Annotated in this window: 22 protein-coding genes; 10 read left to right on the forward strand and 12 right to left on the reverse strand. The window is 52.7% G+C overall.

Going from position 1 to position 23,646, the window contains the following annotated elements; genetic code table 11:
* Positions 1-54: 54 nt before the first annotated feature.
* Positions 55-2,097, reverse strand: a complete 2,043-nt coding sequence (locus JNJ77_19020; protein ID MBL8824686.1) for a S46 family peptidase — start codon at positions 2,095-2,097, stop codon at positions 55-57.
* A gap of 317 nt (positions 2,098-2,414) precedes the next feature.
* Here JNJ77_19020 and JNJ77_19025 point away from each other — a divergent pair, with 317 nt between their 5' ends.
* The 4 genes from JNJ77_19025 to JNJ77_19040 all read left to right on the forward strand — a co-directional run bounded on the left by JNJ77_19025 (position 2,415) and on the right by JNJ77_19040 (position 8,481).
* Positions 2,415-5,957 (forward strand): PAS domain S-box protein, encoded by a 3,543-nt coding sequence (locus tag JNJ77_19025; GenBank protein MBL8824687.1) that lies wholly within the window; start codon positions 2,415-2,417, stop codon positions 5,955-5,957.
* A 98-nt stretch (positions 5,958-6,055) separates the two neighbouring features.
* The gene (locus JNJ77_19030) at positions 6,056-7,207 is read left to right on the forward strand and encodes an efflux RND transporter periplasmic adaptor subunit (protein ID MBL8824688.1); all 1,152 of its coding nucleotides are present in this window, start codon (positions 6,056-6,058) and stop codon (positions 7,205-7,207) included.
* A gap of 154 nt (positions 7,208-7,361) precedes the next feature.
* Positions 7,362-7,916, forward strand: a complete 555-nt coding sequence (locus tag JNJ77_19035) for a hypothetical protein (GenBank protein ID MBL8824689.1) — start codon at positions 7,362-7,364, stop codon at positions 7,914-7,916.
* A 67-nt stretch (positions 7,917-7,983) separates the two neighbouring features.
* Positions 7,984-8,481, forward strand: a complete 498-nt coding sequence (locus JNJ77_19040; protein MBL8824690.1) for an N-acetyltransferase — start codon at positions 7,984-7,986, stop codon at positions 8,479-8,481.
* A 2-nt stretch (positions 8,482-8,483) separates the two neighbouring features.
* On the opposite strand, the gene sixA is transcribed toward JNJ77_19040, so the two are convergent.
* Entirely contained in the window at positions 8,484-8,972 is a 489-nt protein-coding gene (sixA, locus tag JNJ77_19045) for a phosphohistidine phosphatase SixA (GenBank protein ID MBL8824691.1), read from the reverse strand.
* 123 nt (positions 8,973-9,095) lie between these two features.
* Here sixA and JNJ77_19050 point away from each other — a divergent pair, with 123 nt between their 5' ends.
* The gene (locus JNJ77_19050) at positions 9,096-9,488 is read left to right on the forward strand and encodes a cytidine deaminase (GenBank protein MBL8824692.1); all 393 of its coding nucleotides are present in this window, start codon (positions 9,096-9,098) and stop codon (positions 9,486-9,488) included.
* On the opposite strand, the gene JNJ77_19055 is transcribed toward JNJ77_19050, so the two are convergent.
* Positions 9,489-9,956: a hypothetical protein gene (locus tag JNJ77_19055; GenBank protein MBL8824693.1), complete on the reverse strand. Its 468-nt coding sequence runs from the start codon at positions 9,954-9,956 to the stop codon at positions 9,489-9,491.
* On the opposite strand from JNJ77_19055, the gene JNJ77_19060 reads away from it, so the two are divergent.
* Both JNJ77_19060 and JNJ77_19065 read left to right on the forward strand, forming a co-directional pair.
* Positions 9,955-10,125: a hypothetical protein gene (locus JNJ77_19060; protein MBL8824694.1), complete on the forward strand. Its 171-nt coding sequence runs from the start codon at positions 9,955-9,957 to the stop codon at positions 10,123-10,125. The two genes, JNJ77_19055 and JNJ77_19060, sit on opposite strands and share 2 nt — an antisense overlap.
* Before the next feature lie 55 nt (positions 10,126-10,180).
* Positions 10,181-11,050 (forward strand): hypothetical protein, encoded by an 870-nt coding sequence (locus JNJ77_19065; GenBank protein ID MBL8824695.1) that lies wholly within the window; start codon positions 10,181-10,183, stop codon positions 11,048-11,050.
* Positions 11,051-11,133: 83 nt separating this feature from the next.
* Here JNJ77_19065 and JNJ77_19070 read toward each other — a convergent pair whose 3' ends face one another.
* From JNJ77_19070 to lpdA, 9 genes are all read right to left on the reverse strand, one after another.
* A complete protein-coding gene (locus JNJ77_19070) occupies positions 11,134-11,532 on the reverse strand; it encodes a hypothetical protein (protein MBL8824696.1) in 399 nt (132 codons plus the stop codon).
* A 119-nt stretch (positions 11,533-11,651) separates the two neighbouring features.
* Positions 11,652-12,941 (reverse strand): hypothetical protein, encoded by a 1,290-nt coding sequence (locus tag JNJ77_19075; GenBank protein MBL8824697.1) that lies wholly within the window; start codon positions 12,939-12,941, stop codon positions 11,652-11,654.
* A gap of 105 nt (positions 12,942-13,046) precedes the next feature.
* Positions 13,047-13,193, reverse strand: a complete 147-nt coding sequence (locus JNJ77_19080; GenBank protein ID MBL8824698.1) for a hypothetical protein — start codon at positions 13,191-13,193, stop codon at positions 13,047-13,049.
* A gap of 97 nt (positions 13,194-13,290) precedes the next feature.
* The gene (locus JNJ77_19085; protein ID MBL8824699.1) at positions 13,291-13,944 is read right to left on the reverse strand and encodes a hypothetical protein; all 654 of its coding nucleotides are present in this window, start codon (positions 13,942-13,944) and stop codon (positions 13,291-13,293) included.
* A gap of 119 nt (positions 13,945-14,063) precedes the next feature.
* Positions 14,064-15,374 (reverse strand): PQQ-binding-like beta-propeller repeat protein, encoded by a 1,311-nt coding sequence (locus tag JNJ77_19090; protein ID MBL8824700.1) that lies wholly within the window; start codon positions 15,372-15,374, stop codon positions 14,064-14,066.
* 48 nt (positions 15,375-15,422) lie between these two features.
* A complete protein-coding gene (locus tag JNJ77_19095; protein MBL8824701.1) occupies positions 15,423-15,638 on the reverse strand; it encodes a hypothetical protein in 216 nt (71 codons plus the stop codon).
* Positions 15,639-15,671: 33 nt separating this feature from the next.
* The gene (locus tag JNJ77_19100) at positions 15,672-17,891 is read right to left on the reverse strand and encodes a M48 family metalloprotease (GenBank protein ID MBL8824702.1); all 2,220 of its coding nucleotides are present in this window, start codon (positions 17,889-17,891) and stop codon (positions 15,672-15,674) included.
* A gap of 86 nt (positions 17,892-17,977) precedes the next feature.
* Positions 17,978-19,489, reverse strand: a complete 1,512-nt coding sequence (locus JNJ77_19105) for a transglutaminase domain-containing protein (protein ID MBL8824703.1) — start codon at positions 19,487-19,489, stop codon at positions 17,978-17,980.
* A gap of 125 nt (positions 19,490-19,614) precedes the next feature.
* A complete protein-coding gene (lpdA, locus tag JNJ77_19110) occupies positions 19,615-21,021 on the reverse strand; it encodes a dihydrolipoyl dehydrogenase (protein MBL8824704.1) in 1,407 nt (468 codons plus the stop codon).
* Between the two features lie 127 nt (positions 21,022-21,148).
* On the opposite strand from lpdA, the gene JNJ77_19115 reads away from it, so the two are divergent.
* The 3 genes from JNJ77_19115 to JNJ77_19125 are packed head-to-tail and all read left to right on the forward strand — an operon-like array spanning position 21,149 to position 23,640.
* Positions 21,149-22,993 carry a carbamoyltransferase gene (locus JNJ77_19115; GenBank protein MBL8824705.1) on the forward strand — a complete coding sequence of 615 codons (1,845 nt, stop codon included), beginning with the start codon at positions 21,149-21,151 and terminating at the stop codon, positions 22,991-22,993.
* Between the two features lie 25 nt (positions 22,994-23,018).
* A complete protein-coding gene (locus JNJ77_19120; protein ID MBL8824706.1) occupies positions 23,019-23,426 on the forward strand; it encodes a hypothetical protein in 408 nt (135 codons plus the stop codon).
* Positions 23,427-23,433: 7 nt separating this feature from the next.
* Positions 23,434-23,640, forward strand: a complete 207-nt coding sequence (locus JNJ77_19125; protein ID MBL8824707.1) for a hypothetical protein — start codon at positions 23,434-23,436, stop codon at positions 23,638-23,640.
* Positions 23,641-23,646 lie beyond the last annotated feature (6 nt).

Genomic DNA, 23,646 nt, shown 5'->3' on the forward strand with positions numbered 1-23,646 from the left:
AAAAAAGCCCGCGAGTATTTCTCGCGGGCTTAACTGGGTTAACCAAGCTCTTCTTTACTTCTTCAGCAACTCATTCACCAGATCGGTGGTGCCGTACACGCTCTTGAGCGATTCCATGATGCCTCGGCAATCAACGGAGACGGCACGAGCGATCACATCGCTGTAGGCATAATCGAGCACGAGCGACTGGATGTTGCCATCGAAGATGATGCCTACGAATTCACCCTTGCGATCCACCACGGGAGAACCGGAGTTGCCACCGATGATGTCGGCGGTGCTGACAAAGTTGAAAGGTGTATCAAGCTTCATCTTGTCCTTGGCTTTATGCCAGCTGTCAGGCAGCTTGAAGGGGTCTTGCCCGCCTTGAGCCTTGCTGCGTTCAAACGCGCCGCCAAGGGTGGTATAAGGAGCAATCTGCTGACCATTTTCTTCAAAGCCCTTGATGGGGCCGAAGGAGAGTCGCAGGGTGAAAGTAGCATCTGGGTAAACGCCGGTACCCTGGACAGCAAAGCGTGCCTTGGCGATCTTGGCATAAGCCTGTCGCTGAGGTTCTTCCACATTCTCTTCAAACTGCTTACGTATTCTACGTGCTTCCTCATCCACGATTTTTGCAACACCGATCATCGGATCGCTGCTGGCAGCCACTGCGTCCTTGCCACCTTCGTACAGCTTCTTGCGTTCGCTGACCTGATTCAGCTTGGAGCCACGAACCAGTTCTGCAGCACGATCGCGAGGGGACTTGCCGGCGAGAATTTTCTTCACCAGCGGATGATCCACTCCAGCCAGTTCGACCATCATGCCGAGTGAATCCGCCAGTTCAACGATTTCGAGGTTCTCATGGATCGGAGCCTCGGAGAACAGATCCATTTCGAGGGATTTCAGCCCGGACTGACGGAATTCGCGAAGACGTTCACCATCGGGCTTGGCACGTTCATCAGCAGCACGCAAGAGGGTGCGGGCTTTGCCGAAGAGATGGCTGTTGAAGGCCTGGCCTCGTTCCCAGAGGTTGTAGTCGATGAAGTATTCACGGGCATACTTGAGCGTCGTTTCTACCTCGGCCCATGCCGTCTGGTAATCTTTCAGCTTGGGGTCCTTGGCGACTGATTCACGCAGATCAGCTTCTTCCTTGGCTTTGCGACCCATCAAGGCTGGGTCCTGCAAACCGGCCAGTCCACCCAGACGTGCCTTGCGGCTGTTCTGAATGCCAAACAGGTCGTCCTGAGCTTCCTGGGCATTACTCTTGCTGCGGTCGCTATAGGTCTTAAGCATGACTTCCAAACGACGCAGCCAGTTGAGCTGATAGGGAGCCAGCTTGTCGCGGATGTATTCCAGGTGTGCCATAGTCAGCCCGCGGCTGGTGCGGCCGGGGTGGCCGGAGACGAAAGTCAGGTCGCCTTCCTTAGTTCCGGTTTCGCTCCATTTCAGATAGTGTTCAGGCTGAGCTGGTTTGCCATCTTCGTAAGCACGGAAGAAGCATACATCGAGATCGTATCGGGGATATTCGAAGTTGTCTGGATCGCCGCCGAAGAACGCAATGTCCTTTTCAGGAGCAAACACCAGACGGACATCAGTATATTTCTTGAACTGGTAGAGATGATAAGCGCCGCCGTTGTACAGTGTCACAACATCGGCACGGAATTTCTTGTCATCCTTTCCTTCGAGCGCCTTGGCTTCAATTTCGGTCATGGCTTTGCGACGGGCCAGACCGGCATCAGCAGCCGACATGCCTTCTTTCACAGCAGCGTTGACCTTGTCTGTCACATCAGTGATGGAAAGGAGCACATTGAGTTCGAGGTCCTTGGCGGGGATTTCTTCCGCAGCAGTTTTGGCGTAGTAGCCGATGTTGAGGTAATCCTTTTCCTTGGTACTGATCTTCTGGAGTGTGTCGGCACCGACATGGTGATTGGTGAGCACCAGGCCGTTCGCGGAAACAAAGCTTCCTGATCCACCACTATTGAAGCGCACCGAGGACATGCGCAAGTGGTCGAGCCATTCTTTGGTTGGTTCAAAGTTGTAGCGTTCTTTCAGAACCTTGAGCGGTGGGTTGTTGTAAAGCCACATGCCTTCATCGGAATGCAGCAGGGTGGTACTGGTCATGGCAAGCAGTCCCGTCAGGGCGAGTCGGCTCGCCCATCGTTTCAAAAATGTTGGCACTGATGTTCTCCAGGAGAGGTTAAGACAGGGATGATTGTTATAGCGAAAACAGGGTCAAGTTGCCTGTTTTTAAGGCTGTTTGAAACTTGCAGTAATAACGAGGTCTGGCATTCCGTGTTTACCACAATTTCGATAATCCCTCCCCCAGTATTCGTACTGGCACAGGGAAAAGAGTTGAACTTGGAACGTCAGCCAGTCAGAATGAAATACGAAGTGGAACAACTACAACACATTAATTCCTGGGGAACGGAAGAATACTTGTGGGCCCCCTGGTTCTGCTGCATACCGTACTGATCGGCTTTTTTGCGTTTGCTGCCTTCTATCACCTGATGTTGTGGTGGCAGGCAAAACGTGACAGACTGCTTGCAGCCTTCAGCATCAATTGTTTTCTTCATGCCATCTTCTGTTATGTGCTGGTCGGCATCATGCAGACTGCCTCGATTGATGTAGCCAACTCTCTGCAGCAGTCACGCTTGTTCATTGCCATCCTGCTGCTACTTACGTGGCTGTGGTGCATGGTCTATCTCACCGGCGTTCGGCCACGATGGTTTGTTGACCCAGTATCGATTTTTTTGCTGATACTAGGACTGATACATACGTTGCTGGTTCCCATCAATCCAGCAGTCAAGTCGGTTGAATCGTTTACGCTGCCCTGGAACGAAGTGATTCATACACCTCAACTGGGCTCGCCCGGGTGGTGGATTATTCTGCACTACGTGATTATCGTGGTGATGGATGGCTTCGTATTGTATTGCAGTTATCTGTACAGCAGGAAGGATCGACTGGCAGGCAACCTGCTGATCTTAAGCACATCAGGTATCATCCTGCTTCATCTTCTGGACCTGGTTCGCAGTACAGGTCTGATCACGTTCCCCTATATCGGTGTTTTTGTCCATCTCTTGTTTGTCCTGGTGATTGCGTATGTTATCGCCCGGCGGAATCAGCAGGTGCGAGTACAGTTGATTGCCAATGAAGAACGACTGCGAACCCTGAGTGAACAGGCTATGGATGGCATTTTCATAGCAGATACCCGTGGAAATTATGTAGACGTGAATATGGCCGGTGCAGAAATGCTGGGGTATACCCGTGAAGAAATCCTTTCCAAGAACATTACCGACCTGGTAACAGCGGAAGAAATGGAACGGGTTGCACCGGAATTGCAGCAATTAATGGCAGGGTTGCCGACTCGTCAAGAATGGCACTTCCGCTGCAAGGATGGTTCAACGCTCATCGGTGAAGTCAACGCCCGGATGCTGCCTGACGGCCGGGTGCTGGGCGTTTTGCGAGATACCACGGAACGTTCCCGTTCCGAAGCAGCCTTGCGGGAAAGCGAGGAATGGTTGAGGCTGACCAACGAATCGGCCAGCATTGGAACGTACGATATTGATCTCATCACGGGCAAGGCACGCTATTCCCCCGTCATGTGCGGGATCCTCGGCATTCCGGGTGGCACGGTCTATCATCGCTCCGAAGCAATGAAGTTTTTCCATCCGGAAGATATGGACAAAATGGTGAAGCTGATCCAGAGTTCGGAAGAGCCGGGCAGTGATGGTGCAATACACAGTGAACACCGCATCATCAGGCCTAATGGTGAAGTGCGCTGGCTGGCCTGGAGTGGCCGCACGCTGTTTGACGAAGGCAAGCCGGTTCGCGCCATCGGCGCCAGCATGGATATTACTGATCGCAAACAGGCTGAGGAAACGATTCGCCAGATTGTGGAAGGAATAGCCCCCACTACGGGTCGAAATTTCTTTGTCACGTTAGCCAATCACCTGTGCCGGGCCTGCCGGGTGGATTATGCATTGATCGGTGCGATTGATCCAGGCAGTCCCCGGCAGGTGCGAACCCTGGCCAGTTCGCATCGTGGCGAAATCATTGACAACATCACTTACCAGCTCGCTCATACTCCATGCGAAAGTATCACGCGTGGTGACCTGTGCCATTTCCCCAATGGAGTCGCCCGAGTTTACCCGCAGGATAAGATGCTGGCGGATTTGAAAATCGACAGTTACATGGGCATCCCCCTCAAATCGAACAGCGGGCAGGTTCTGGGGTTGATTGCTCTTCTCCATCATGCTCCACTCCATCAGCCTCAGCAGGCGGAAACCATTCTGCGCGTGGTGGCAGCACGGGCCACTGCGGAACTGGAGCGTGAGCTTTCTGAAACTGCCCGTAATGAGGCGGAACGGGCCATGCATGAACAGGAAGCATTTCTTCGCATGGCCCAGGAAGCAGCACATATCGGCAGCTGGGAATGGGATGTACGTACCAATCTGTTCAAATGGTCGTCGGAACTGGCTCGCATGCATGGCATCAAACTGAGTGAGTTCGATGGCACGCTGTCCATGGTGAAGTCTTTTGTGCACCCGGATGATATCGCTGTTCTGGAAAAAACCCTTTCCGTAGTACCGACAGGCGGACAGGTCAACCCCTTCGATTTTCGGATCAGGCAGCGCACTGGCAACATACGTGATCTGTGGGTGCTGAGCAAAATCTATCGTGATGAGCAGGGAAATCCTTCGCGCGTCATTGGAGTTGCCATCGATATTACGGAACGCAAGCTGGCGGAAGCCAAGCAAAGGCAACTTGAGGCACAACTGGCACAGGCACAGAAGATGGAAACCATCGGTCGCCTGGCGGGTGGCGTCGCCCATGATTTCAACAATCTGCTCACCGTCATCAATGGCTACAACGAACTGCTTCGCACCATGACGCCCAGCGACGACAGTCGATCCACCATGCTGGAAGTGATTCATGATGCCGGCGAACGGGCCGCTGCACTGACCAGGCAACTGCTTACCTTCAGCCGACAGCAGGTAGTGGAACCTCGCGTGCTGGATTTGAACACCGTGGTCTCAGACACCGACAAGCTGTTGCGACGGTTGATTGGTGAAGATGTCCGCCTGGTGACCCGGCTGGCTCAGCAACTCTCACCGGTTCATGCAGATCCGGGACAGATCGGGCAGGTCATTGTCAACCTGGCTGTCAACTCGCGGGATGCCATGCCCCAGGGCGGACAACTGACCTTGGAGACTTCCAATGTCACGGTTGATACGGCACTGGCGGATCAGCACCGTGGGGTGAAGCCCGGTTCCTTTGTCATGTTGTCCGTCACGGACACTGGCAGTGGCATGAGCGCCGAGATTCAGTCAAAAATCTTCGAGCCATTCTTCACCACCAAAGGGCCGGGGCGTGGGACCGGCCTGGGATTGGCCACGGTGCGTACCATCGCGGAGGAAGGCGGTGGATTTATCACCGTTTCCAGCGCCCCTGGAAAAGGCAGTACCTTTCGGTTGTATCTACCAGTCGTGGATGTTCGCGAAGCTCCACCCGCCCGGCAGCGAAAAGATGCAGCACTGCCCCGTGGACGCGAAACCATTCTGCTGGTGGAAGATGAGGAAGCTGTCCGCACGGTTACCCGAAAGATTCTGCAGCAGGCAGGGTACCAGGTGGTAGAAGCGGTAGGCGGACTGGAAGCGCTCAAACTCAGCGAAGATTATCAGGGACGTATTGATATGCTCGTCACCGATGTGGTGATGCCGGGCCTGGGTGGCCGAGAACTGGTGGCAAAACTCAGCGAGCAGCGACGTAGCCTGAAAGTGCTCTTTTTAAGTGGATACACGGCTGACGCCCTGTTTCGCGATGATGTCCAGCAGGCTGACATAGCCTTTCTGCAGAAGCCTTTCACTCTCAGTTCTCTCACGCGCAAGGTACGCGAAGTGCTGGACGATCATGTGAAACAGCCAGCAGCCAGTGGTGCAGGATCAGCGCAACCAGACGGGCTTCAGACACAGTTGTCCTGAATCCCATACCCGGCTGCAAGCCTTTTGAATAACCGGGTTGCATCATATGATAACCCTGTGGCAGGGTCGTGAATCACCCCCTGCTTCAAGGGAGTCACATGTCTCGGTTGAAGTCGATCATCGCATTGCTGATCTTTCTGGGGCTTGGAGGCGGTGCGTGGGCCGTCTGGTATTACTGGAATGGCAAGAAAGACGATATTCGCCTGGCTGGTGTAGTGGAATCACAGGAAGTGCGACTGGGTTCCAAAATTGGCGGACGTGTCGAAGAACTACTCGTGGCAGAGGGAGACATCACCAAGCCGGGACAGGTTCTGGTCAAACTGGCGGTACCCGAACTGCAGGCTCAAGTGCTGCAAGCGAAGGCCCGTGTGGCAGTAGCCCAGGCAGCACGCGATAAGGCAATCAACGGCTATCTGCCTGAAGAGCGTACTGCCGCCCAGGGAGCCTACGATGCAGCCAGGGCCCGGCACGAACGCCTGGTGGCAGGCTGGCGCGATCAGGAAAAGAAACTGGTGCGTGCAGAGCTGGAAGTAGCTGAAGCTGATCTGCTGCAGGCCAATGCTGAATTTGATCGTGTCAAAACGCTGCTCTACAAAAACCCAGGCGCCACTTCGCAGAAAGAAGTGGATGATGCTAGGAAGATGCGTGACCGCGCCCAGGCACAGGTGAATGCAGCACTGGCCAAGGTGGACATGATGACGCGCGAAGGTTCCCGCAAGGAAGATATCGCAGAAGCCGCTGGTGATATGCTGCGAGCCAAATCACAACTCGATCTGATCGTCCGAGGCATCCGGGAAGAAGACAAGGCTGCAGCGGAGGCGGAACTCGCTGCCCAGAAAGCACGCCTGGTTGAACTGGAAGCCAATCTCGCTGAAGCGGATATACGATCGCCCGGCATTGCCCGCATTGAAGTGATTGCGGTACGCCCCGGGGATCTCGTACTCCCCAACCAGGCCGTGGTACGAATTTTGAAGACGGAAGACTGCTGGGTGAAAGTGTTTGTCCCCGAAACCAAGCTAGGTCGTGTTGTAAAAGGACATGCTGCCCTGGTGTCGATTGACAGCCATTCGGGCAGAAAGTTCAAAGGGAAAGTCACACACATCGCATCGATTAGCGAATTTTTGCCACGAAATGTTCAAAGCCTGGATGAACGTCGTAATCAGATGTTTGCGGTCAAGATCACCATGACTGAACCGGAAGCTGTTGAAATATTCAAACCAGGCATGGCTGCAGAAGTCGTTTTGGAGTGACCTCTCCTGTTAGGTACTTCATGTGTATTCGAATCCAACTTAATGATATCTTTATTCATGAATTAGAAGATGATGAGGTGTTTTGATTCCACTATTTTCAGATGATATGGTGATGACTATCTATTCCAGTATCTTCGTGTAATGGAATCCTCCCGTGAACTGGCGAATTATCGTCTTATCCCTTGGTGTGTTGCTTGGCATATCGATGCTGACCGCAGGCATCATCGAGTACAAGAATCGCAGACCGGATTATTACGACAAGCTTGAAAAAATGTTGACGTGGGAAGCAGAGAATCTGCTGAAAGATCCGCGGTATGCGCAGCAGTTTATCCGCACCGGTCCGCCGGAAGAGTCTTACAATTGCCACGGCTGGACCTTTGCGCGTGGCCGACGTGCACTGGATATTTCTGAAGTGAAAATGCAACTGTCCAATGGGCCGTATCGAAAAGTGCAGGTTCCAGAATCGGGCGACATTGTCATCTATTACGATGACCAGGGGGAAATCTGTCATAGTGGAGTTGTGAAAGCTACGGGCCGTAATGGTTTTGTTCTTGTGGAAAGCAAGTGGGGTTCAGCTGGTCGTTTTCTCCACATGCTGAGACTACCGAAGGTACAAGCGCAGCACGAATTTTACCGCCGAAGCATCCGTGGGCCACGGACGACCATCCCCCGGGCAGAAAAAATCAACATCAGTCCAATCATCGATTAAACCCGGTTTTGTGTTGCAAAATCCAGTCACCTGAGGCAGCATGTGAGCAACTCACAAGGATTCTGCCATGCCTGCCATTCGTTACGAAGAGCCTGGGGATGTGGCTGCGATTCATAATGTAGCCAGGTCAGCCTTTCCGACGGAAGAAGAAGCGATCCTGATCCGCAATCTCCGCGAATCAGGCCATCTGTGTGTGAGCCTGGTAGCGGAAGAACAGGGATATGTGATCGGTCACATTGCCTTCAGTCCGGTAACGATTAATGGACAGAATGGCGGACTGGGCCTGGCACCGGTGAGTGTCAAGCCGGAGTTTCAGAATAAGGGCATTGGTGGTGAACTGGTGTCGCAGGGGCTCCTCGCTGCCCGCCGATATGGAGCAGGGTATGTTGTCGTGTTAGGACATTCGCATTACTATCCGCGGTTTGGCTTTCAAAATGCCCGAGCGCTGGGCTTTCAAAACGAATTTGGGGCCGATGAATCGTTCATGATCATAGAACTGGAACCTGGCGCACTTCCATCAGGTGGCTTGGTGAAGTATGGGGAAGAATTCCAGGCGTGGAGCTAGCATTACCCCAACCATTCAGGGGAAACGAGCAGCACCAACTCCCCTTCGGCCTTGCGAGGCGAGCTTTTGCAGTCTACACAGGCCAAGGCGCCTTTAGACATTTTGATCCGGGCATCCTTGTCGCCGATGAGATAGGCAATGTGGTCGCCTACCTCAGGGTTATGGCCCACGAGCAGTACGTTTTCAATTTCCAGCGTTCGCAGGTACTTCATCAGCTTTTTGGTAGAACCACCGGGTGCCAGCAGATCAAGATCATTGACCTCGGCAGTCGTGCGGCCCAGTTGTTCCATTAACAACTCTGCACTTTCCCGACAACGCTTGAGAGGACTGGTCAACACCAGGTCAAGGCGGATATCGCGCTGACTTAGCGTTTTGGCAAGCAGCTTCACCTGTTCACGACCTTTTTCCGAGAGAGGCCTTTCCTCATCGCAGGTAATGGTTTCGCCATCCATGTCCAGTGCGTCGGCATGTCGCAGGATGTACAGTTGCATGGTGCTCTTCCCCAAGGTGTAGAGAAATGATAACGTTCTCTTTCCCGCTGCCAAGCTTGGAATTGATCACTTTGATCGAACTTCACAAAAACGTACTGTTACCATTGTCCCCAGGTAAACGTTATGACCCGAGCACAATTACTGCAGGCAGCCCGAAAAGCCAGGACACAAGCCATCTGCACCTATTCAGGTTTCGCGGTGGGAGCTGCCCTGCTCTCCCGTGATGGACAGGTCATCACTGGCTGCAATATTGAGAATGCCAGCTATGGATTAACGGTGTGTGCCGAACGAGTGGCTCTGTGGAAAGCGCTCTCGGAAGGCATTACCCGGTTCAAACGCATTGTTATCGTGACCGAAAGCCCGGTGCCCACGCCACCGTGTGGAGCCTGCCGACAACTGCTCTGGGAATTTGCAGGCGACATCGAAGTGCTTCTGGGTGATCTGCAACAGGTCAGAGAGAGCCACCAGCTCCGTGCACTGTTCCCGACTCCGTTTGGTGCCAGAAACCTGAGATGATCATTTACCCAGCAAGAACACTTTCTGCCTGATAGCGCCCAGGTGATACGCCAGGTGCGCGATGCTGCCTATCGAACCTCCAAAAGAAAGCGCGCTCTCTGAGCTGTGGAAGGCGAGCGATTGACGCAGATTATCGTAAGCCGACTTGAGAGCATCTCTGACTTTATCCCAGCCCCGATCATCAACACTGATGATAGACCAGCTTTCTTTCCATTCACGAGGTGTATGGTCGCCTCGAATCCAGTCTGCCGCGGCATTCATGCCAAAAGCGAGGTGATGCACATGGGCAACGATGGAAACACCTGCCAGCGGGCGGGAAACATCGCTGCTGGAGAGTGGTTTCAAGGTGCCCAGGAGGCCGGCGTCTTCACGGGCATCGGTAAAATAGCTCCAGGGGTTTTTGGGGCCTTCAAAACCTTCCTGCAAGACAGCCAGCAGTTGCCCCATGATGGATTCATTGTTGATCATGACGACTACTCCCGTGGATCAATTCAGCATTCAGTATGACACTTCGGAGCACAGTTGTCACGCAAGAAGCACATCAGCAGGTGATAGCATCGTTACTATCGTCAGGCTCGTTACGGTCTTCGGTTTCGATGTGCCAGTCGCGGGAAATCCCTACCGCTTAGGCTGGTGAATCGGGTAAACTGGTAAAGAGTAGACGTCTTGATAAACCGCCAAAGGTTTGCCTCATGAGCGACAATGCCTCTGCCGTTAAGGCACCTCCCCTTCGTACGCTGACACCGGAAGCCAGCAATGTGCTCGGGTTCTGGTGGCTGGCCATTGTGACTGCTGTCGTGCTGATGGTCACCATGTGGCCCAGCATTTTCACCGACTCGTCTTCGACTTTTCCTAATTATGTGCTCGTCATCTTCAGTCTGGTACTGATTGGTCTGGGCCTCTGGTGTACGATTGGATTTCTCCGGGCACAACCCTGGTCGGCACGCATGATGAGACTTATCACCCTGATTGGCCTGGGAGTAGGGCTGGCTGGCGTTGGCTATTTCCTTTACAGCGTTGCCTTTGCAGGCAGCCCCAACAATGCCCCCAGCTTCTGGGGTCCCAGCGGTGTGCTGTCAGGCGTCATGTGGACACTTATCATACTGCTACCTTTTATCTTCGGCCTGACGCTGATTTTCGGCTTGATGAATGAAGCCATTGATGAATGGTTCAACGCACCTCCGGAAGCACTTGCTACCGAAGCCCACCTGGCCGTTGATCCCAAGACTGCTGCACTTATTGCAGGCGGAGCAGGTGCACTTTCAGCTGATCTTGACACCGGCACTCTGCAGGGACAACTCAGCAAAGCCATGCCCAGGATTGAAGAATCAGAAAGCATCGAGGTTATCGGTGACACCGACTCAGAAGATCTCAGCGTAGAAGTCATTGGCGCTCGTGAAGCCCTGGCCACCGGTGATACCGATTCCATGGCTGAACTCGCTGCTCTGGAAGAAGCCTTGAAGAAAGATGCCAGCAAGAAGGGCAAGAGCAAGACCGAGAAGAAACTCGACACCGGTAAGGGTGATGAACCTCTTGCTGTCGATGATGACTTCAAACTATAAGAAAGTCTGGAGTCATTGCACAAAAATACGCGGGTCGCGATGCATCAACATCGCGATCTTTTCATTACGCAAGCTGTACACCGCTACCCTGCGAATTCCGTACTGGGAAGTTGGGTGCATTCCTTATAAAGTTTTTCAAACTCCGGTCCGTAGGATCTAGCTTCACTTTTCAGTTGCTTGACAAAATCCTGCTCCGTTTGAACAATCTGCCTGTCCGCAAAGAGGAGTTTGCGAAGCCAGCGGGCTTCGGAATCGTGAATCTCCCCATCACGCAAGATAACTTTCTTCAGCACACGGAAGAGGAATTCATCAAAGGAAGGATGTACCCAGGTTGCCTGTCGTTTCAGACACGTGAGAAATTCCAGTTCTTCCTTGTCAATGGCTCCTTCATGCAGAACCGCCTGCTGGAGCATCTCGGCCTTGATTTCGCTGATGCGACCGTCTGCCAGCATCAACCGCTTGGTGAAATGAGGCCAGTCCATCGTTACAACTCCGGATTTAACTGTTAACCTTGACTGTATCGTTTTCCTCAGACAGATGCCACTGGATTATTGGACCAGGTGATCACCTCTCCGTTGGTATCTGATTCTGCACCAATCCCTCATTTTACCGGTGCGGCTCTGGAATAAGCAGGCAGTTCCAGCAAGACCAGATCATCAAACCAGGCTGTACCCATGGTGACACTGCTATGGTGTCCCAGGCGAGCGCCTACTTCCACCAGTTGTTTATCTCTGCTATCAAAGACGAGTGAAGCATAGGTCCAGTCGTGGTTTCCTACCAGCGATTGGCTTGAATCAAAGCCACCCCAGACAGACAAGTTGGCTCCTACTTTGCGATCCTTGTCTGTAACAATTACCTGATCCGTTTTGATCCATCCTGCCAGCAGATAGCGAGTGAAGGGTTTGACTCGCACCGTTTGATAGGCCATGAGATCATCACTGACGGGAGAACGCAGCATCAGCGCATTTTTTCCATCGCGAGCCACCTTGTTCTGTGCACTGACATTCTGATTGGCCTTCAACCACGAGCGGGGATTCCAGCCTGCACCCTGCCCTATTTCAAATGAGCCGTTCCTGAGCAGATTCTGTCTTCGACGGGCTGCAGTCATGTACCCAGGCAGATGGTACGTCATCTCAGATCGAATGGAACCAAGTTGCCAGGCTTGAGAACCTAAACCTGATTTATCGGATAGCGAAGCTGTCAAAAATGCCTTGTACCAGTGCTTCCAGCCGTTCTGATGCTTGAACCCATAGTTGTCGTTTCCGTGCAACCCACCTTTGGGAAGTTTCACACCCCGGTTGCCGTAGAATGCTTCCAGTTGGTGGAGCCATTCGTGAATAAAAACTTCGGTGAATTCGGAATCACGAGAGAGCTGCTCCGGTGTGCAATAGTTAACGCATGAAAAACCACAGCCATTGGCTTCCTGCGTTGGGCCAATACTCCAGCCAAAGCCTCCTCTCACGGTTTTCCTGGTCTGATCATCACTGTCTTTCCAGTAGATGAAGATGTTATCGTACTCACCCATTTTGGCATATTCCCTGATATCATCTGCAACATTCACCGGCGCTACCCAGGTGCCATCGCCAATGCGGGAGACTGACATCAAGGGCAGCTTGGATTCCACGACGGTCGGTTTCCACACAGCCTTACCAGCACTGAGCGTTTCAACAAAATCAGCAGTGAAGCCTGTAAAGGCCTGCTTGACCGCAGCAATATCCGCCGGCTTGAGTTGATAGTTCACATCGGGAAATCCTGCTGCCTTGATATTTCCCTTAGACTTGATGATCAGGAGCGCTTTCCATTCCAGAGGCAGGGAATCTTTTTGAGCGAGGACCGGAACCAGGGTTGTAAACAGGATTGACAACGACAGAATACTGGCATTGAGATACATAATAGGACTCTTGTAGATATTTTCTTTGGTCGCTCAAGATTGATTGGAGCGTCAAGCGTCTATCATGCGATAGATTAATTCATGGCATCAATAGCCGTCAATCTTTTATCCGAAATACAACCCGATAAATGTCATGATACCCAGCAGGATGATGGTTAGTATGACGACGATACGATCAATGAAGGGACTGGGCTTAGCGCTGGGAACCGGCGAAGAGGCAACATTGAGATCTTCATAGGGTTCGTTGTTCATTGTCAGCTAATCCTGAAGATCATCTACGATTCATATGCTACTGACAATAAGAATGGCCAAAACAGTTTTTCAACGAATTATTCAATTGATTTTTCAACTACCGTTTTCTCTTGAAGCTGGTGAAACCTGCCAGACAAACAAACCCGATTCCAGCCAGCATGACACCCGAAGGTACAGGCGCAGGAGTTACTGCAAGTTCATAATACATGGCACCATTCCAGGATCGATTTCGTTTTGACAAACCATGCAGACTCCCCAGGCCTACTCCTGCGTTCGTCTGAAGGTCAGCATTGGAAAACGCATTCGAACCAGTTCTAAATTGAAACTGATTGTGCCCAAAAGCAGCTGATTCAATGGTGACATAAATTCCATGTAAGGAATCATGCGTAAGTACAAAATCTGGTACATCAACAAAAGTTCGGTTGCCAATTCCTTGACTCACCGTTTTAGCTGTGCCAGCCAGGATCCATGCTGAAGGATCACTTTCGTGTCCCGTGAAAGAACCTAAGCGATAATAGACAGAAATAGAAAGAACTGAATTCTGCCTGCCAACATTAATATCAAACCCAGTAACATTCAGAGATTTTCCAAATGTTACTACATCGAACATATTTCCCTGGAAATTATTGCCACCGGCAAGTGAAACGGGAATATTTCCAGCGTTTGCCTGGCAAAGGAAGCATGTAATGGATGTGAGAACGGCAATCAGGATTGAGCCGCGTCTGCGAACTATTGTTTGTGCACTATACATTGGACTTACCTTGGCAAATCAGACCAAGGGGCGAAAACTCAGTTTAGCAGATATCAGTTTACGCGTCAAATTAGGTTATCTACCATCTTTTATTGAGCATGATTTCGCAAAATATACGGTTATTTCAACATTTCCAGGCACCACAAAAACTGTTCACCCCGCAGAAACAGTTGTTTCCCAACTGCTACCGGCGAGGCATCAACGGCATCGCCCAGCTTGTTCGTCGCCATTACTTTGATCTCGTTGCCGGGTTGCAGAACGACCGTAACGCCATCACGATCAGTAAAGTATAAACGTCCATCGGCATACAGTGGCGACGCATAAAACTGCCTGGCTCCGGGGATACGTTGCTTTTCGATAATCGGCTTCCCGGTTGTTGCATCGAGAATTGTCAGAAGGTTGCCATTAGCGCTGGTGAAATAAATCCTGTCCTCCACCTGTACGGGCGAAGGGACATAGGGAGTGCCTGTGTGGTACCGCCAGTTCACTTTTCCATCTGTGCCCAGGTCGCCTGTGGAACTGAGCGGGATGGAAACCGCATGGCTGCCCTGGTAACCACTCATGGAAATGATCGCATCGCCAAAGCGCAAGACCGAAGGAATGGCATTGGTCGTCATGCCTGCACACGACCAGAGCACCTTGCCATCTGCCAAGTCGTGGCAGCGGATGCGTTTGGTGCCATTCATGATGACCAAGGTTTTACCCTGGTACTCGGTCACCAGTGGCGTGGTCCAGGTGGTTACTTCATCACGATCTGCTTTCCAGAGAGTCTTGCCTGTTTCTGCATCGAGGCAGAACAGTGCCGCTCCCTTTTCCTGATCCCAGTTGATAAGCAGTTTGCCCTGGTGATAAACCGGCGTGACTGCTTCGCCCCAGCCCCGACGAGTGATGAGTTTACCGAGTTGCCGTTCCCAAAGTTGGTTGCCTTGCAGGTCATAACAGAAAATGCCGAACGAACCAAACGAAACGTAAAGTTTCTTCCCATCGGTGGTAGGCGAGCCAGCGGCATAGCTGTGCGTTTCATGATGGCCTTCGTGAGGTACTGCTTCCGTTGCGGTCTTCTGCCAAAGCACTTTTCCAGTCGCCTGATCATAACTGGTGACCAGGAAGCGGTAGAAGTGCTTCGGCGGTGTAGTCATCTGCTGGATGCCTTCCGGCGGCTTGGGCAGCTCTTCGGGTTTGGCCAGCCTGTCGGTCTTCTCAGCAGAGACGATGAATATCTGATTCTGGCAGATGATGGGCGTGGCGCTGCCCCGGCCTCGCAGCGGCACTTTCCATTTGATGTTTTTGCCCGTGGAGCCATCCCACTGTATAGGCGGCTGGGCCGTGGGCGCTGTGCCATTGGCATTCGGGCCACGCCAGTGAGGCCAGACAGATTCTTCGGTTACATACGGAAAAAACAACAAGAACAGGCTGAGTAGGTAGTACACGGAACTTACACCAGTGGGTAGTGCTCCAAGGTTGTGGTCTAGAAGATCTCACGCATTTTTGAGATCGCGACTCGCCTGCTTGCGCACGCCTGCTGCCTGCACATAACCGCGTATTCTAGTCTTCTTGCCGCTCAACTCGACAGCAGTACCCTTGGCTGCTGCAATTACATTCCTCTGTTTACTCGATTTCAACACTTTCATCTTGCTGCTCTTTTTCACGGGCCCTTTTTTCTTCCCGTTTGTCGTACGTGGCTTAGGTTTCATGGTGATCTCCAGCAAAAAGGAATCATGAGTATTCTATGTATTGTCATCGATCTTAGGCAGTTGCACCATGGGCAGCGCCTGCCTCAGCCATTTGTCCTGAGCCTGCAGCAGGCTGCCGAGGCTTTTGAAATGCACCCGTTTGATGCGTGCCAGGAACTGGCCCAGCTTGCCAGCCAGTTTGGCGAGCCATTCGCCACTGATGCTGTTGGGTGGTGGCAACTCCAGTCTCTGCCCATCACGATCCGTAATGAGTTGCTCAAGTGAAGTCCCTGCCGCCACGTTCGTCATTTCAGGGGCAATGAATTTGGCTGCCTCAGTCATGTTCAGTTCCAGCGTTGTTTTGATATCCTGCAACGCCTTCAGCACTTCCCGGAAATTATCCTGGTCAATTTTCTCGTTAGCCTGCAGGTACTGAAATATGCTCTGCAGCCTGGCGTTTTCCTGATGAATACCCTTGAGTAGTTCCTGAACGATGTTGTGAAAGCGGTACCGATGCAGGAGTTCCTCTTCCCGACTGGAAGCTGCAGGCTGTTGCTGATCAAGCCTGCGTGCCAGGTGGCGATGCATCAGATAAATCTCACGATCCAGCTCCTGGAAATATTTCAGCTCCTGAGTAATTTCGCCATCTACCTGCTCAATGAGTGCGGGTACGTCACGCACGGTTTTGTCTTGTTCCCGAAACGGGAAAGTATTCTTTTTCAGACTAAGCTGGCCTGATTTCAGCCCCTGGAGCAAATCCATCTCCCTTTGCATTTCGTTAAACTGCAGGATGCGTTTGGACTGTTCATCGCCCAGCCAGCGCACAAGAAGAGCATGGATTTTCTCTTCATCCCAGACAGCATCAGGCACTTCTTCCAGATTACCCGGATTGATAAACCGGCCATCGTAATAGCCGTGATACCGCGGATCGTACGTCGTCTCAGCATGCTCAGCATCAAGGAACTTCTGCACTTCCACGGCTGGCTCAGGCTGGTACGGTTCCTTGCGATCCAACAGCTTGGTGTAAAACACCTCCGACATGTCACGGCAAAGTGCTTCCCGATTGTCGAAGAGTATCCACGGAGACCGCTCATCAATCTGGCTGCGAAGATAAATGCGCTTGGCATTCTTTTCACGCATCAGATGCGTCGGGTGGGAACGCAAATGATCAGGGATGCCATCATGTTCTTCCTGAAATACCTGCAACTGAACCGTGGAATCTTCAGGCAGTTCGGGAGGCAACCCCAGTCGTGGTTGTTTACGCAATTGTCTGAGTCTGCGTTCGGCACAGGTTTGATGATAAAACAGATCATCGGTAAAGTGGCCATGATCTGCAGCGGCATGCAGCGACTGGCTCGCATCGTTCAATGCCTCCTGGGCAAATTCGAGGCGGGACAATGCATGAATCAGAGAATCAGAACCGCAGACACTGACCGAGACATTATCCGCATTGAATTCGAGTTGCCTGCTGAGCGACAGGTGCAACAGGTTCAGTCCCTTCAGGGTGCCTCCCAATATTTTGCGCAGTACCCAGAGAATGCCTTTCAGCCCCCAGGCCGGAAACGAAATACGCAAATCAATGGCTGACCACTGATCGACAAAACGATCCCAGCCATCGCGGGAATAAACAATATCGTGAATGACCCTGTTCGCCAGCGACAGATAACTGCCCATGCCAGCGCTCTTCTGGGCGAAGTGGCCAAATTCGTGTGCAAGCACCGCTTTGAATTCATGCAGTTGCAGCGTGTTCACCAGTCCCAGGCCAATCAGTAAATCTTTGCGCGGCGGAATAATCAGATTCAGCAGCGAGGAATCGAAGATCACGCTGGCGTTGACATCAGCACTGGCATAAATGCGACGAGGCTTCGGAGCACCGGTATCCGCACACACCTGATGAATGAACTTCAGAAGCTGTGGAGAATCCTTCTCCGTCAACTGCAGATATTGATCTCGAGGCATGCGCTGCCCCTTGAACAACCCTTTGACCAGAAACACCAGCAGCAAACCCAGGCTGGCCATACCGCCGAATTTGAAGATAAACGCCCAAACGGTTCCACGGTATGAGCCTCGCTGTGTTTCGATAGGAATCTGAAACATCAGATACATGAGCCATGCTACTCCCGCAATCAACGCAAGATAAAAGATCAGAAACAGGAGCAAACTGAACAGCATGGCTGCCGAGCGAAACCGGTAGGCGCTATCGAGCCGGGTGATGGAGGCAGGCACCTGAGCCGGTGCAGGCGGATATGGAAAGTCCAGAGTCGTACTGGCCATGACAACTTCTCACGAGAGTGGGCATGATTTACTCTCGGATATCGTCAGGCAGCTTGCAAGGAATTTTTGCATCACTGTTGGATGAACTACTTCGTATCCAGCAAAAACACTTTCATGCGGCCAGCGAAGCCTCGGCGGACGCCTGTCATCTCGTCGGGGTTGAGCACATCCATCATGCTGTAGCCATCGATGCGCAGCCAGGCGGCACCCGAGGAATCGAGCACGCCGGTAGGGTCAAAAGTCTGCCATTGGTTATCAATCCAGGCTTCGCTCCACAGGTGGCCGGCAAAACCATTGTTCACCGGATCGTACACCAGGCCAAAGCAGATGCGGGCCGGTATGCCCTGGGTGCGTGCCATCGCTGCCGCCAGGACACCCATTTCTGTGCAATCACCTTCCATGGTGCGGGCAACTTCATCGGCTGTGATAAAGCCCGTTTCGTAATCGCCTTTGACATTTCGGCTTACCCAACGCGTGATACGTTCCATCTTGTGTCGTGGCTCGGTGGCATCGCGGATGGCATCCTGGGCATGCTTCTTCACCAGGGCATCGTCGCTGCGAATGTAGAAATTGCTTGAGAGATATTCAGGACCGGGCACCGCTTCCTTGATGGCAGGCAATCCTTCCAGCTCTTTTTTCGCCAAGCGAAACTCGGCCCGTTTCCCCTCTTTTTTTACAAACTGCTGCCGACGTGTGTTGAGAAACACCTGCTCCGGATGATCATCCTGGCTCATCTCCACCGCTAACCGCAAGCGGACAGGCAACCCAAACAGACTCATCGGGATAGGCTTGTCAATGGTCACCGGAGCATCTTTATCTTTCACGTTGCCGGGAAAAGCTTCGAGCGCTTTCTCCCTGCTCACCCGTTCATGCATTACCAGAACAAACAGGCTGTTGTCTTCCGTACTGATGACCGGCTCACCCGTAGCTGGATCGAGGTAATGACGGGAAGGATCGATGTAGAGTTCCTTCGGATACCGCTGCTCCACTTCCACCAGTTCTTTCAAGACACCATCCACCGACATCTGCTTGCGGCCGAGGATGACATAGGTGGAACTGGTCACCTCATTGATGATGCTGAGGAAGCCGTTTACGCTGTAAGATTTTCCAATGGATAAGTCTTTACCTTCCAGCAGTTTGTCCTGGTAGAGCAGGCCTTTGGCTTCTGGGTTCCAGGGCTTCTCCTGGCGGTAGACGACTTTCTTGCCCGCATGGTCGAGTACTTCGAGAGTGATGCGGTTGCCTTGCGGTCTGCCTCGGATAACGAGATCCTGATGTTTGCCCAGGGAGGTACGGTAGCCCACTTCGACCACGTTGCCTTCGCTGGTTTCGATGGAATATTGTTCGGAATCCTCGGAGTAAGGATCGCCGCTGCGAAGGTAGCGGAGATGATCACGGATGACGGTCTTGATCAGCGTCTTTTCATTTTCCTTCACTTCGTAGCTGAGCATCTGGAGCCAGCCGAGTTTGCCCTGGGCGTTCATCCGGTTGTACCAGATCTCGCGCACCACCGGCCCGGTGGGAATAGCCGCGCCTTTCAGCGCCTTGATATGCTGCGGCGGCTCACAGAGTAGCAGAAAACACAACAAAACGAACATGATGGCTTTCGGTATTGAGCTATCAGCTTTCAGCTATCAGCCGTCAGCTAAATGCAATGCGATGTACAACAGATATTTTACTCAATCGTTCCTTAATGCTGAAAGCTGACAGCTGATAGCTTATCTCACGCATGCAGCGCCTTGCCAGACCAGGCTGCCCGTGCTGCTTCGCCCATGCTTTCGGAGAGCGTCGGGTGGCCATGCACAATGCGGGCCATGTCTTCCGCGCTGCCTTTGAATGCCATGGTGGTGACAGCTTCCGCAATCATGTCTGATGCACGTGGTCCGAAAATGTGTACCCCCAGAATACGATCGGTGTTGGCATCAGCCAGGATCTTCACCGTGCCTTCGGTTTCATCGAGCGCCTTGGCTCGACCACTCGCCAGGAATGGGAATTTGCCTACCCGATACTGCACACCCGCCGTCTTGAGTTCTTCCTCGGTCTTGCCCACCGCAGCCACTTCGGGCCAGATGTAGATGACACTGGGAATGATGTCGTAATCAACATGGCCTTTCTTGCCCGCGAGATGCTCCGCCACTGCGATGCCTTCCTCCGATGCTTTGTGTGCAAGCATTGGACCAGCGACCAGGTCGCCAATCGCATAAATGTTGGGTACATTCGTCTGCAACAGATGGTTCACGGGAATCTTACCCGTCTTGGCATCAACCGTTACACCGGCTGCTTCCAGACCTGCACCAGCCGTGATGGGTCGACGACCTGTGCTCACCAGCACCTTGTCACCCGTTACCGTGATCGGCCCATCTTTACTTTCCGCAGTGACCACCACTTTGTTGCCATCGATTTTGGCCCCGGTCACCTTGGTATCAAGATGGAAGTTCATCCCCTGCTTGACCAGCGACTTATGCACCATGCCTGCAATCTCGGTATCGTTCAGTGGTAGCAGCTTGGGCAGGAACTCGATGACGGTGACTTTGGAACCGAGACGCAGCCAGACTGAACCCATTTCCAGGCCGATGTAACCGCCGCCGATGACGATGAGATGTTCAGGCACCTTGTCGAAATTGAGTGCTTCCGTGGAAGTGACAATCTGCTTGCCATCGACTTTGAGGAAAGGCAACCCGCTCGGTTCGCTGCCCATCGCCAGCAGGATGTTGTCGGCTTCAAGAACCGAGGTGGTGCCATCGTTGCCTTTGACTTCGACCTGGTTCTTGCTGAGCATCTTCCCCGTGCCGAAGTAACCTTTTACGCCATACTTGCGGAAGAGGAACGCCACGCCGTCGACCAGGCCTTTGACGACACTATCTTTGCGTTTGATCATGGTAGGGATGTCGAGCGTGATATTGACCACGCCGATGCCATGCCGATCAAACCGGTGCTTGGCCTGGTGATAGAGTTCGCTGGAATCGAGCAGTGCCTTGCTGGGAATGCAGCCCACATTCAGGCAGGTGCCACCCCAGGTGCCTCGCTTATCAATACAAGCGACTTTGCGCCCCAGCTGTGCAGCCCGAATCGCCGCCACATACCCCCCGGGACCACCACCCAGAACAACCAGATCGTAACGCTCTGCCATGGGAACTCCTGCTCGTCGTTAGGGTTATCTTATGAGGCACAATGAAAGAGGGCATTTATGAACATTGCAATCTGCCGTCGATGTTTTAACTTACTCTTTACCAACCCTTTTTCCTCGTAAAACATCCATGACCGCTATCCTTGGTATCTCTGCATTCTACCATGATTCTGCAGCGGCGCTCGTGGTTGATGGCGAGATCGTCGCAGCAGCACAGGAAGAGCGGTTCACCCGCAAGAAACATGACGATGGCTTCCCTACCCAGGCTATCGAATACTGTCTGCAACAGGCTGGGCTGGAGCCAGAGCAACTCGATTACGTAGGTTTTTACGATAAGCCTTTTCGCAAGTTTGAACGCCTGCTCGAAACCTATCTCGCATTTGCTCCGCAGGGGTTCCTCTCGTTTGCCAAGGCGATGCCGATCTGGCTGAAGACCAAGTTGTTCCATCGTCGGGAAATTCAGAAAGGGCTGCGCGGGGCCTACCAGAAACGGATTGTTTTTTGCGAGCATCACGAGGCACATGCAGCGAGTGCCTTTTACCCCTCGCCTTTCGAGGATGCTGCAGTGCTTACCATTGATGGTGTAGGCGAGTGGGCAACCGCCAGCTACGGGTTCGGCAAGAGTAACCAGCTGACGCTGACCCATGAACAGCACTTCCCCCATTCGCTGGGCTTACTCTACTCGGCATTCACTACCTACTGCGGCTTCAAAGTAAACTCCGGCGAATACAAACTCATGGGTCTGGCGCCTTATGGTGTGCCTCGTTTTGCAGAGCTGATCAAAGAAAAGCTCATCAGCATCCGCGACGATGGTTCACTCTGGCTCGACTTGAGCTACTTCAACTATTGCCACGGGCTGACGATGACGAACGACAAGTTCCATCGTCTGCTTGGCAAGCAACCCCGGCAAGCAGAAACGCCCATCACCGATCAACTCTACATGGACATTGCCGCCTCCATCCAGGCGGTGACCGAAGAGGTGGTGATGAAGATGGCCCGGGCGGTGCATGATGTGACGAAGATGGACAAACTCTGCCTGGCGGGTGGCGTGGCTCTCAATTGTGTCGCCAACGGCAAGCTGTTGCGTGAGGGGCCGTTCAAGGATATCTGGATTCAACCTGCAGCAGGCGATGCTGGCGGAGCGCTGGGGGTCGCGCAACTCATCTGGCATCAACTGTTAGGAAACCCCCGCAAGACTTTGCCGACCGATGCGATGCGCGGTTCCTGGCTTGGGCCGAAGTTCAGTCAGGATGCCATCACTGAATTACTTGATGAGCAAGATGCGAAGTATCAGGTATTTTCTGACGATGAGACGTTGTGCCAGGAAGTAGCGAAGCTGCTGGCTCAGGGCAAAGTGGTAGGATGGTTTCAAGGCCGCATGGAGTTTGGCCCACGGGCGCTGGGCAGTAGAAGCATTCTGGGCGATCCGAGAAACACTGCCATGCAGTCAACGATGAACCTCAAGATCAAGTTCCGGGAATCGTTCCGGCCCTTCGCCCCAGCTGTGCTGCAGGAGCATGTCCATGAATGGTTTGAGACGAAGCCGCAACAACCCAGCCCGTACATGTTGCTCGTAGCACCGGTGCGAAAAGAGAAACGATTGGACTGCGAGGCAGAATTAGCCCAGGCAGCGGGCATCGACAAGTTGAAAGTAGCCCGTTCTCAGGTGCCTGCCATCACCCATGTCGATTTCTCAGCCCGGCTGCAGACGGTGGATGCTGAGCGGCATGGCCGATATTATCAGTTGCTGAAAGCGTTTCATGAGCAGACAGGCTGCCCGATTCTGATCAATACCAGCTTCAATGTGCGGGGCGAACCCATTGTCTGCACGCCGGAAGATGCCTATCGCTGTTTTCTGGCAACGGAGATGGATGTGTTGGTACTGGAGCGTGCAGTGTTGCGGAGGGAGGAACAGGATCAAAGTAAACTAGCCAAGGGACGGGAGGAGTATCTTAAGCGGTTTGAGTTGGATTAAATTAACACGCAACCGAGAGTTTTGAATGATCTCCATCAACAAAAACCCGAAGACCAGAGACCTCGAACAGTTCGGCGTCATCTGGCTGCCTGCACTGGTGTTGCTCCTGGTCTGGCTGATCACCTCGCGGCTCGAATCATCAGTTTGGACATTTGTACTTTGCATCGTGGCTGGCCTCAGCATGTTGCTGGCAGCAACTCAGCCCATGTTGCTTAAACCAGTCTTCGTCGGTCTGCAATATCTCACCTGGCCTATCGGCTTCGTGGTTTCGCACCTTCTCTTGGCGATTATCTACTACGTTCTTATCACACCCTTAGGATGCATGTTGCGTCTGTTCGGGTACGATCCGATGCGCAGGCGAATGCCTTTTGGCACCATGTGGCAACAACGGCAGCCGGTCATCGAGCAGGCATCCTATTTCCGACAGTTCTGAGCACACCATGAGCGAACCGGAGAAAAAGCCTCAGAAGAGTTTTGCGGATGAAGCCCAGGAAGCCTCACCCGGCTTCATGGAAGAACTGTGGGATTTCATCAAGAACAACAAGAAGTGGTGGCTCACCCCCATTATTATTGTGTTGTTACTTTTAGCTGCACTCATCATCCTCAGTGGCACTGGGGCTGCGCCGTTTATTTACACGCTTTTTTAATTAAAT

It is taken from the genome of Planctomycetia bacterium (assembly GCA_016795155.1).
Lineage (GTDB): Bacteria > Planctomycetota > Planctomycetia > Gemmatales > HRBIN36 > JAEUIE01.

What these genes read in the sequence shown, in the direction of transcription:
- JNJ77_19060 (MBL8824694.1), top strand. Translation starts at nt 9,955, where the DNA reads ATGACGACTACTCCCGTGGATCAATTCAGCATTCAGTATGACACTTCG.
- JNJ77_19050 (MBL8824692.1), top strand. Translation starts at nt 9,096, where the DNA reads ATGACCCGAGCACAATTACTGCAGGCAGCCCGAAAAGCCAGGACACAA.
- JNJ77_19100 (MBL8824702.1), bottom strand. Translation starts at nt 17,891, where the DNA reads ATGGCCAGTACGACTCTGGACTTTCCATATCCGCCTGCACCGGCTCAG.
- JNJ77_19030 (MBL8824688.1), top strand. Translation starts at nt 6,056, where the DNA reads ATGTCTCGGTTGAAGTCGATCATCGCATTGCTGATCTTTCTGGGGCTT.
- JNJ77_19070 (MBL8824696.1), bottom strand. Translation starts at nt 11,532, where the DNA reads ATGGACTGGCCTCATTTCACCAAGCGGTTGATGCTGGCAGACGGTCGC.
- JNJ77_19105 (MBL8824703.1), bottom strand. Translation starts at nt 19,489, where the DNA reads ATGTTCGTTTTGTTGTGTTTTCTGCTACTCTGTGAGCCGCCGCAGCAT.
- JNJ77_19065 (MBL8824695.1), top strand. Translation starts at nt 10,181, where the DNA reads ATGAGCGACAATGCCTCTGCCGTTAAGGCACCTCCCCTTCGTACGCTG.
- JNJ77_19080 (MBL8824698.1), bottom strand. Translation starts at nt 13,193, where the DNA reads ATGAACAACGAACCCTATGAAGATCTCAATGTTGCCTCTTCGCCGGTT.
- JNJ77_19075 (MBL8824697.1), bottom strand. Translation starts at nt 12,941, where the DNA reads ATGTATCTCAATGCCAGTATTCTGTCGTTGTCAATCCTGTTTACAACC.
- sixA (MBL8824691.1), bottom strand. Translation starts at nt 8,972, where the DNA reads ATGCAACTGTACATCCTGCGACATGCCGACGCACTGGACATGGATGGC.
- JNJ77_19020 (MBL8824686.1), bottom strand. Translation starts at nt 2,097, where the DNA reads ATGACCAGTACCACCCTGCTGCATTCCGATGAAGGCATGTGGCTTTAC.
- JNJ77_19120 (MBL8824706.1), top strand. Translation starts at nt 23,019, where the DNA reads ATGATCTCCATCAACAAAAACCCGAAGACCAGAGACCTCGAACAGTTC.
- JNJ77_19055 (MBL8824693.1), bottom strand. Translation starts at nt 9,956, where the DNA reads ATGATCAACAATGAATCCATCATGGGGCAACTGCTGGCTGTCTTGCAG.
- JNJ77_19085 (MBL8824699.1), bottom strand. Translation starts at nt 13,944, where the DNA reads ATGTATAGTGCACAAACAATAGTTCGCAGACGCGGCTCAATCCTGATT.
- JNJ77_19040 (MBL8824690.1), top strand. Translation starts at nt 7,984, where the DNA reads ATGCCTGCCATTCGTTACGAAGAGCCTGGGGATGTGGCTGCGATTCAT.
- JNJ77_19125 (MBL8824707.1), top strand. Translation starts at nt 23,434, where the DNA reads ATGAGCGAACCGGAGAAAAAGCCTCAGAAGAGTTTTGCGGATGAAGCC.
- JNJ77_19115 (MBL8824705.1), top strand. Translation starts at nt 21,149, where the DNA reads ATGACCGCTATCCTTGGTATCTCTGCATTCTACCATGATTCTGCAGCG.
- JNJ77_19095 (MBL8824701.1), bottom strand. Translation starts at nt 15,638, where the DNA reads ATGAAACCTAAGCCACGTACGACAAACGGGAAGAAAAAAGGGCCCGTG.
- lpdA (MBL8824704.1), bottom strand. Translation starts at nt 21,021, where the DNA reads ATGGCAGAGCGTTACGATCTGGTTGTTCTGGGTGGTGGTCCCGGGGGG.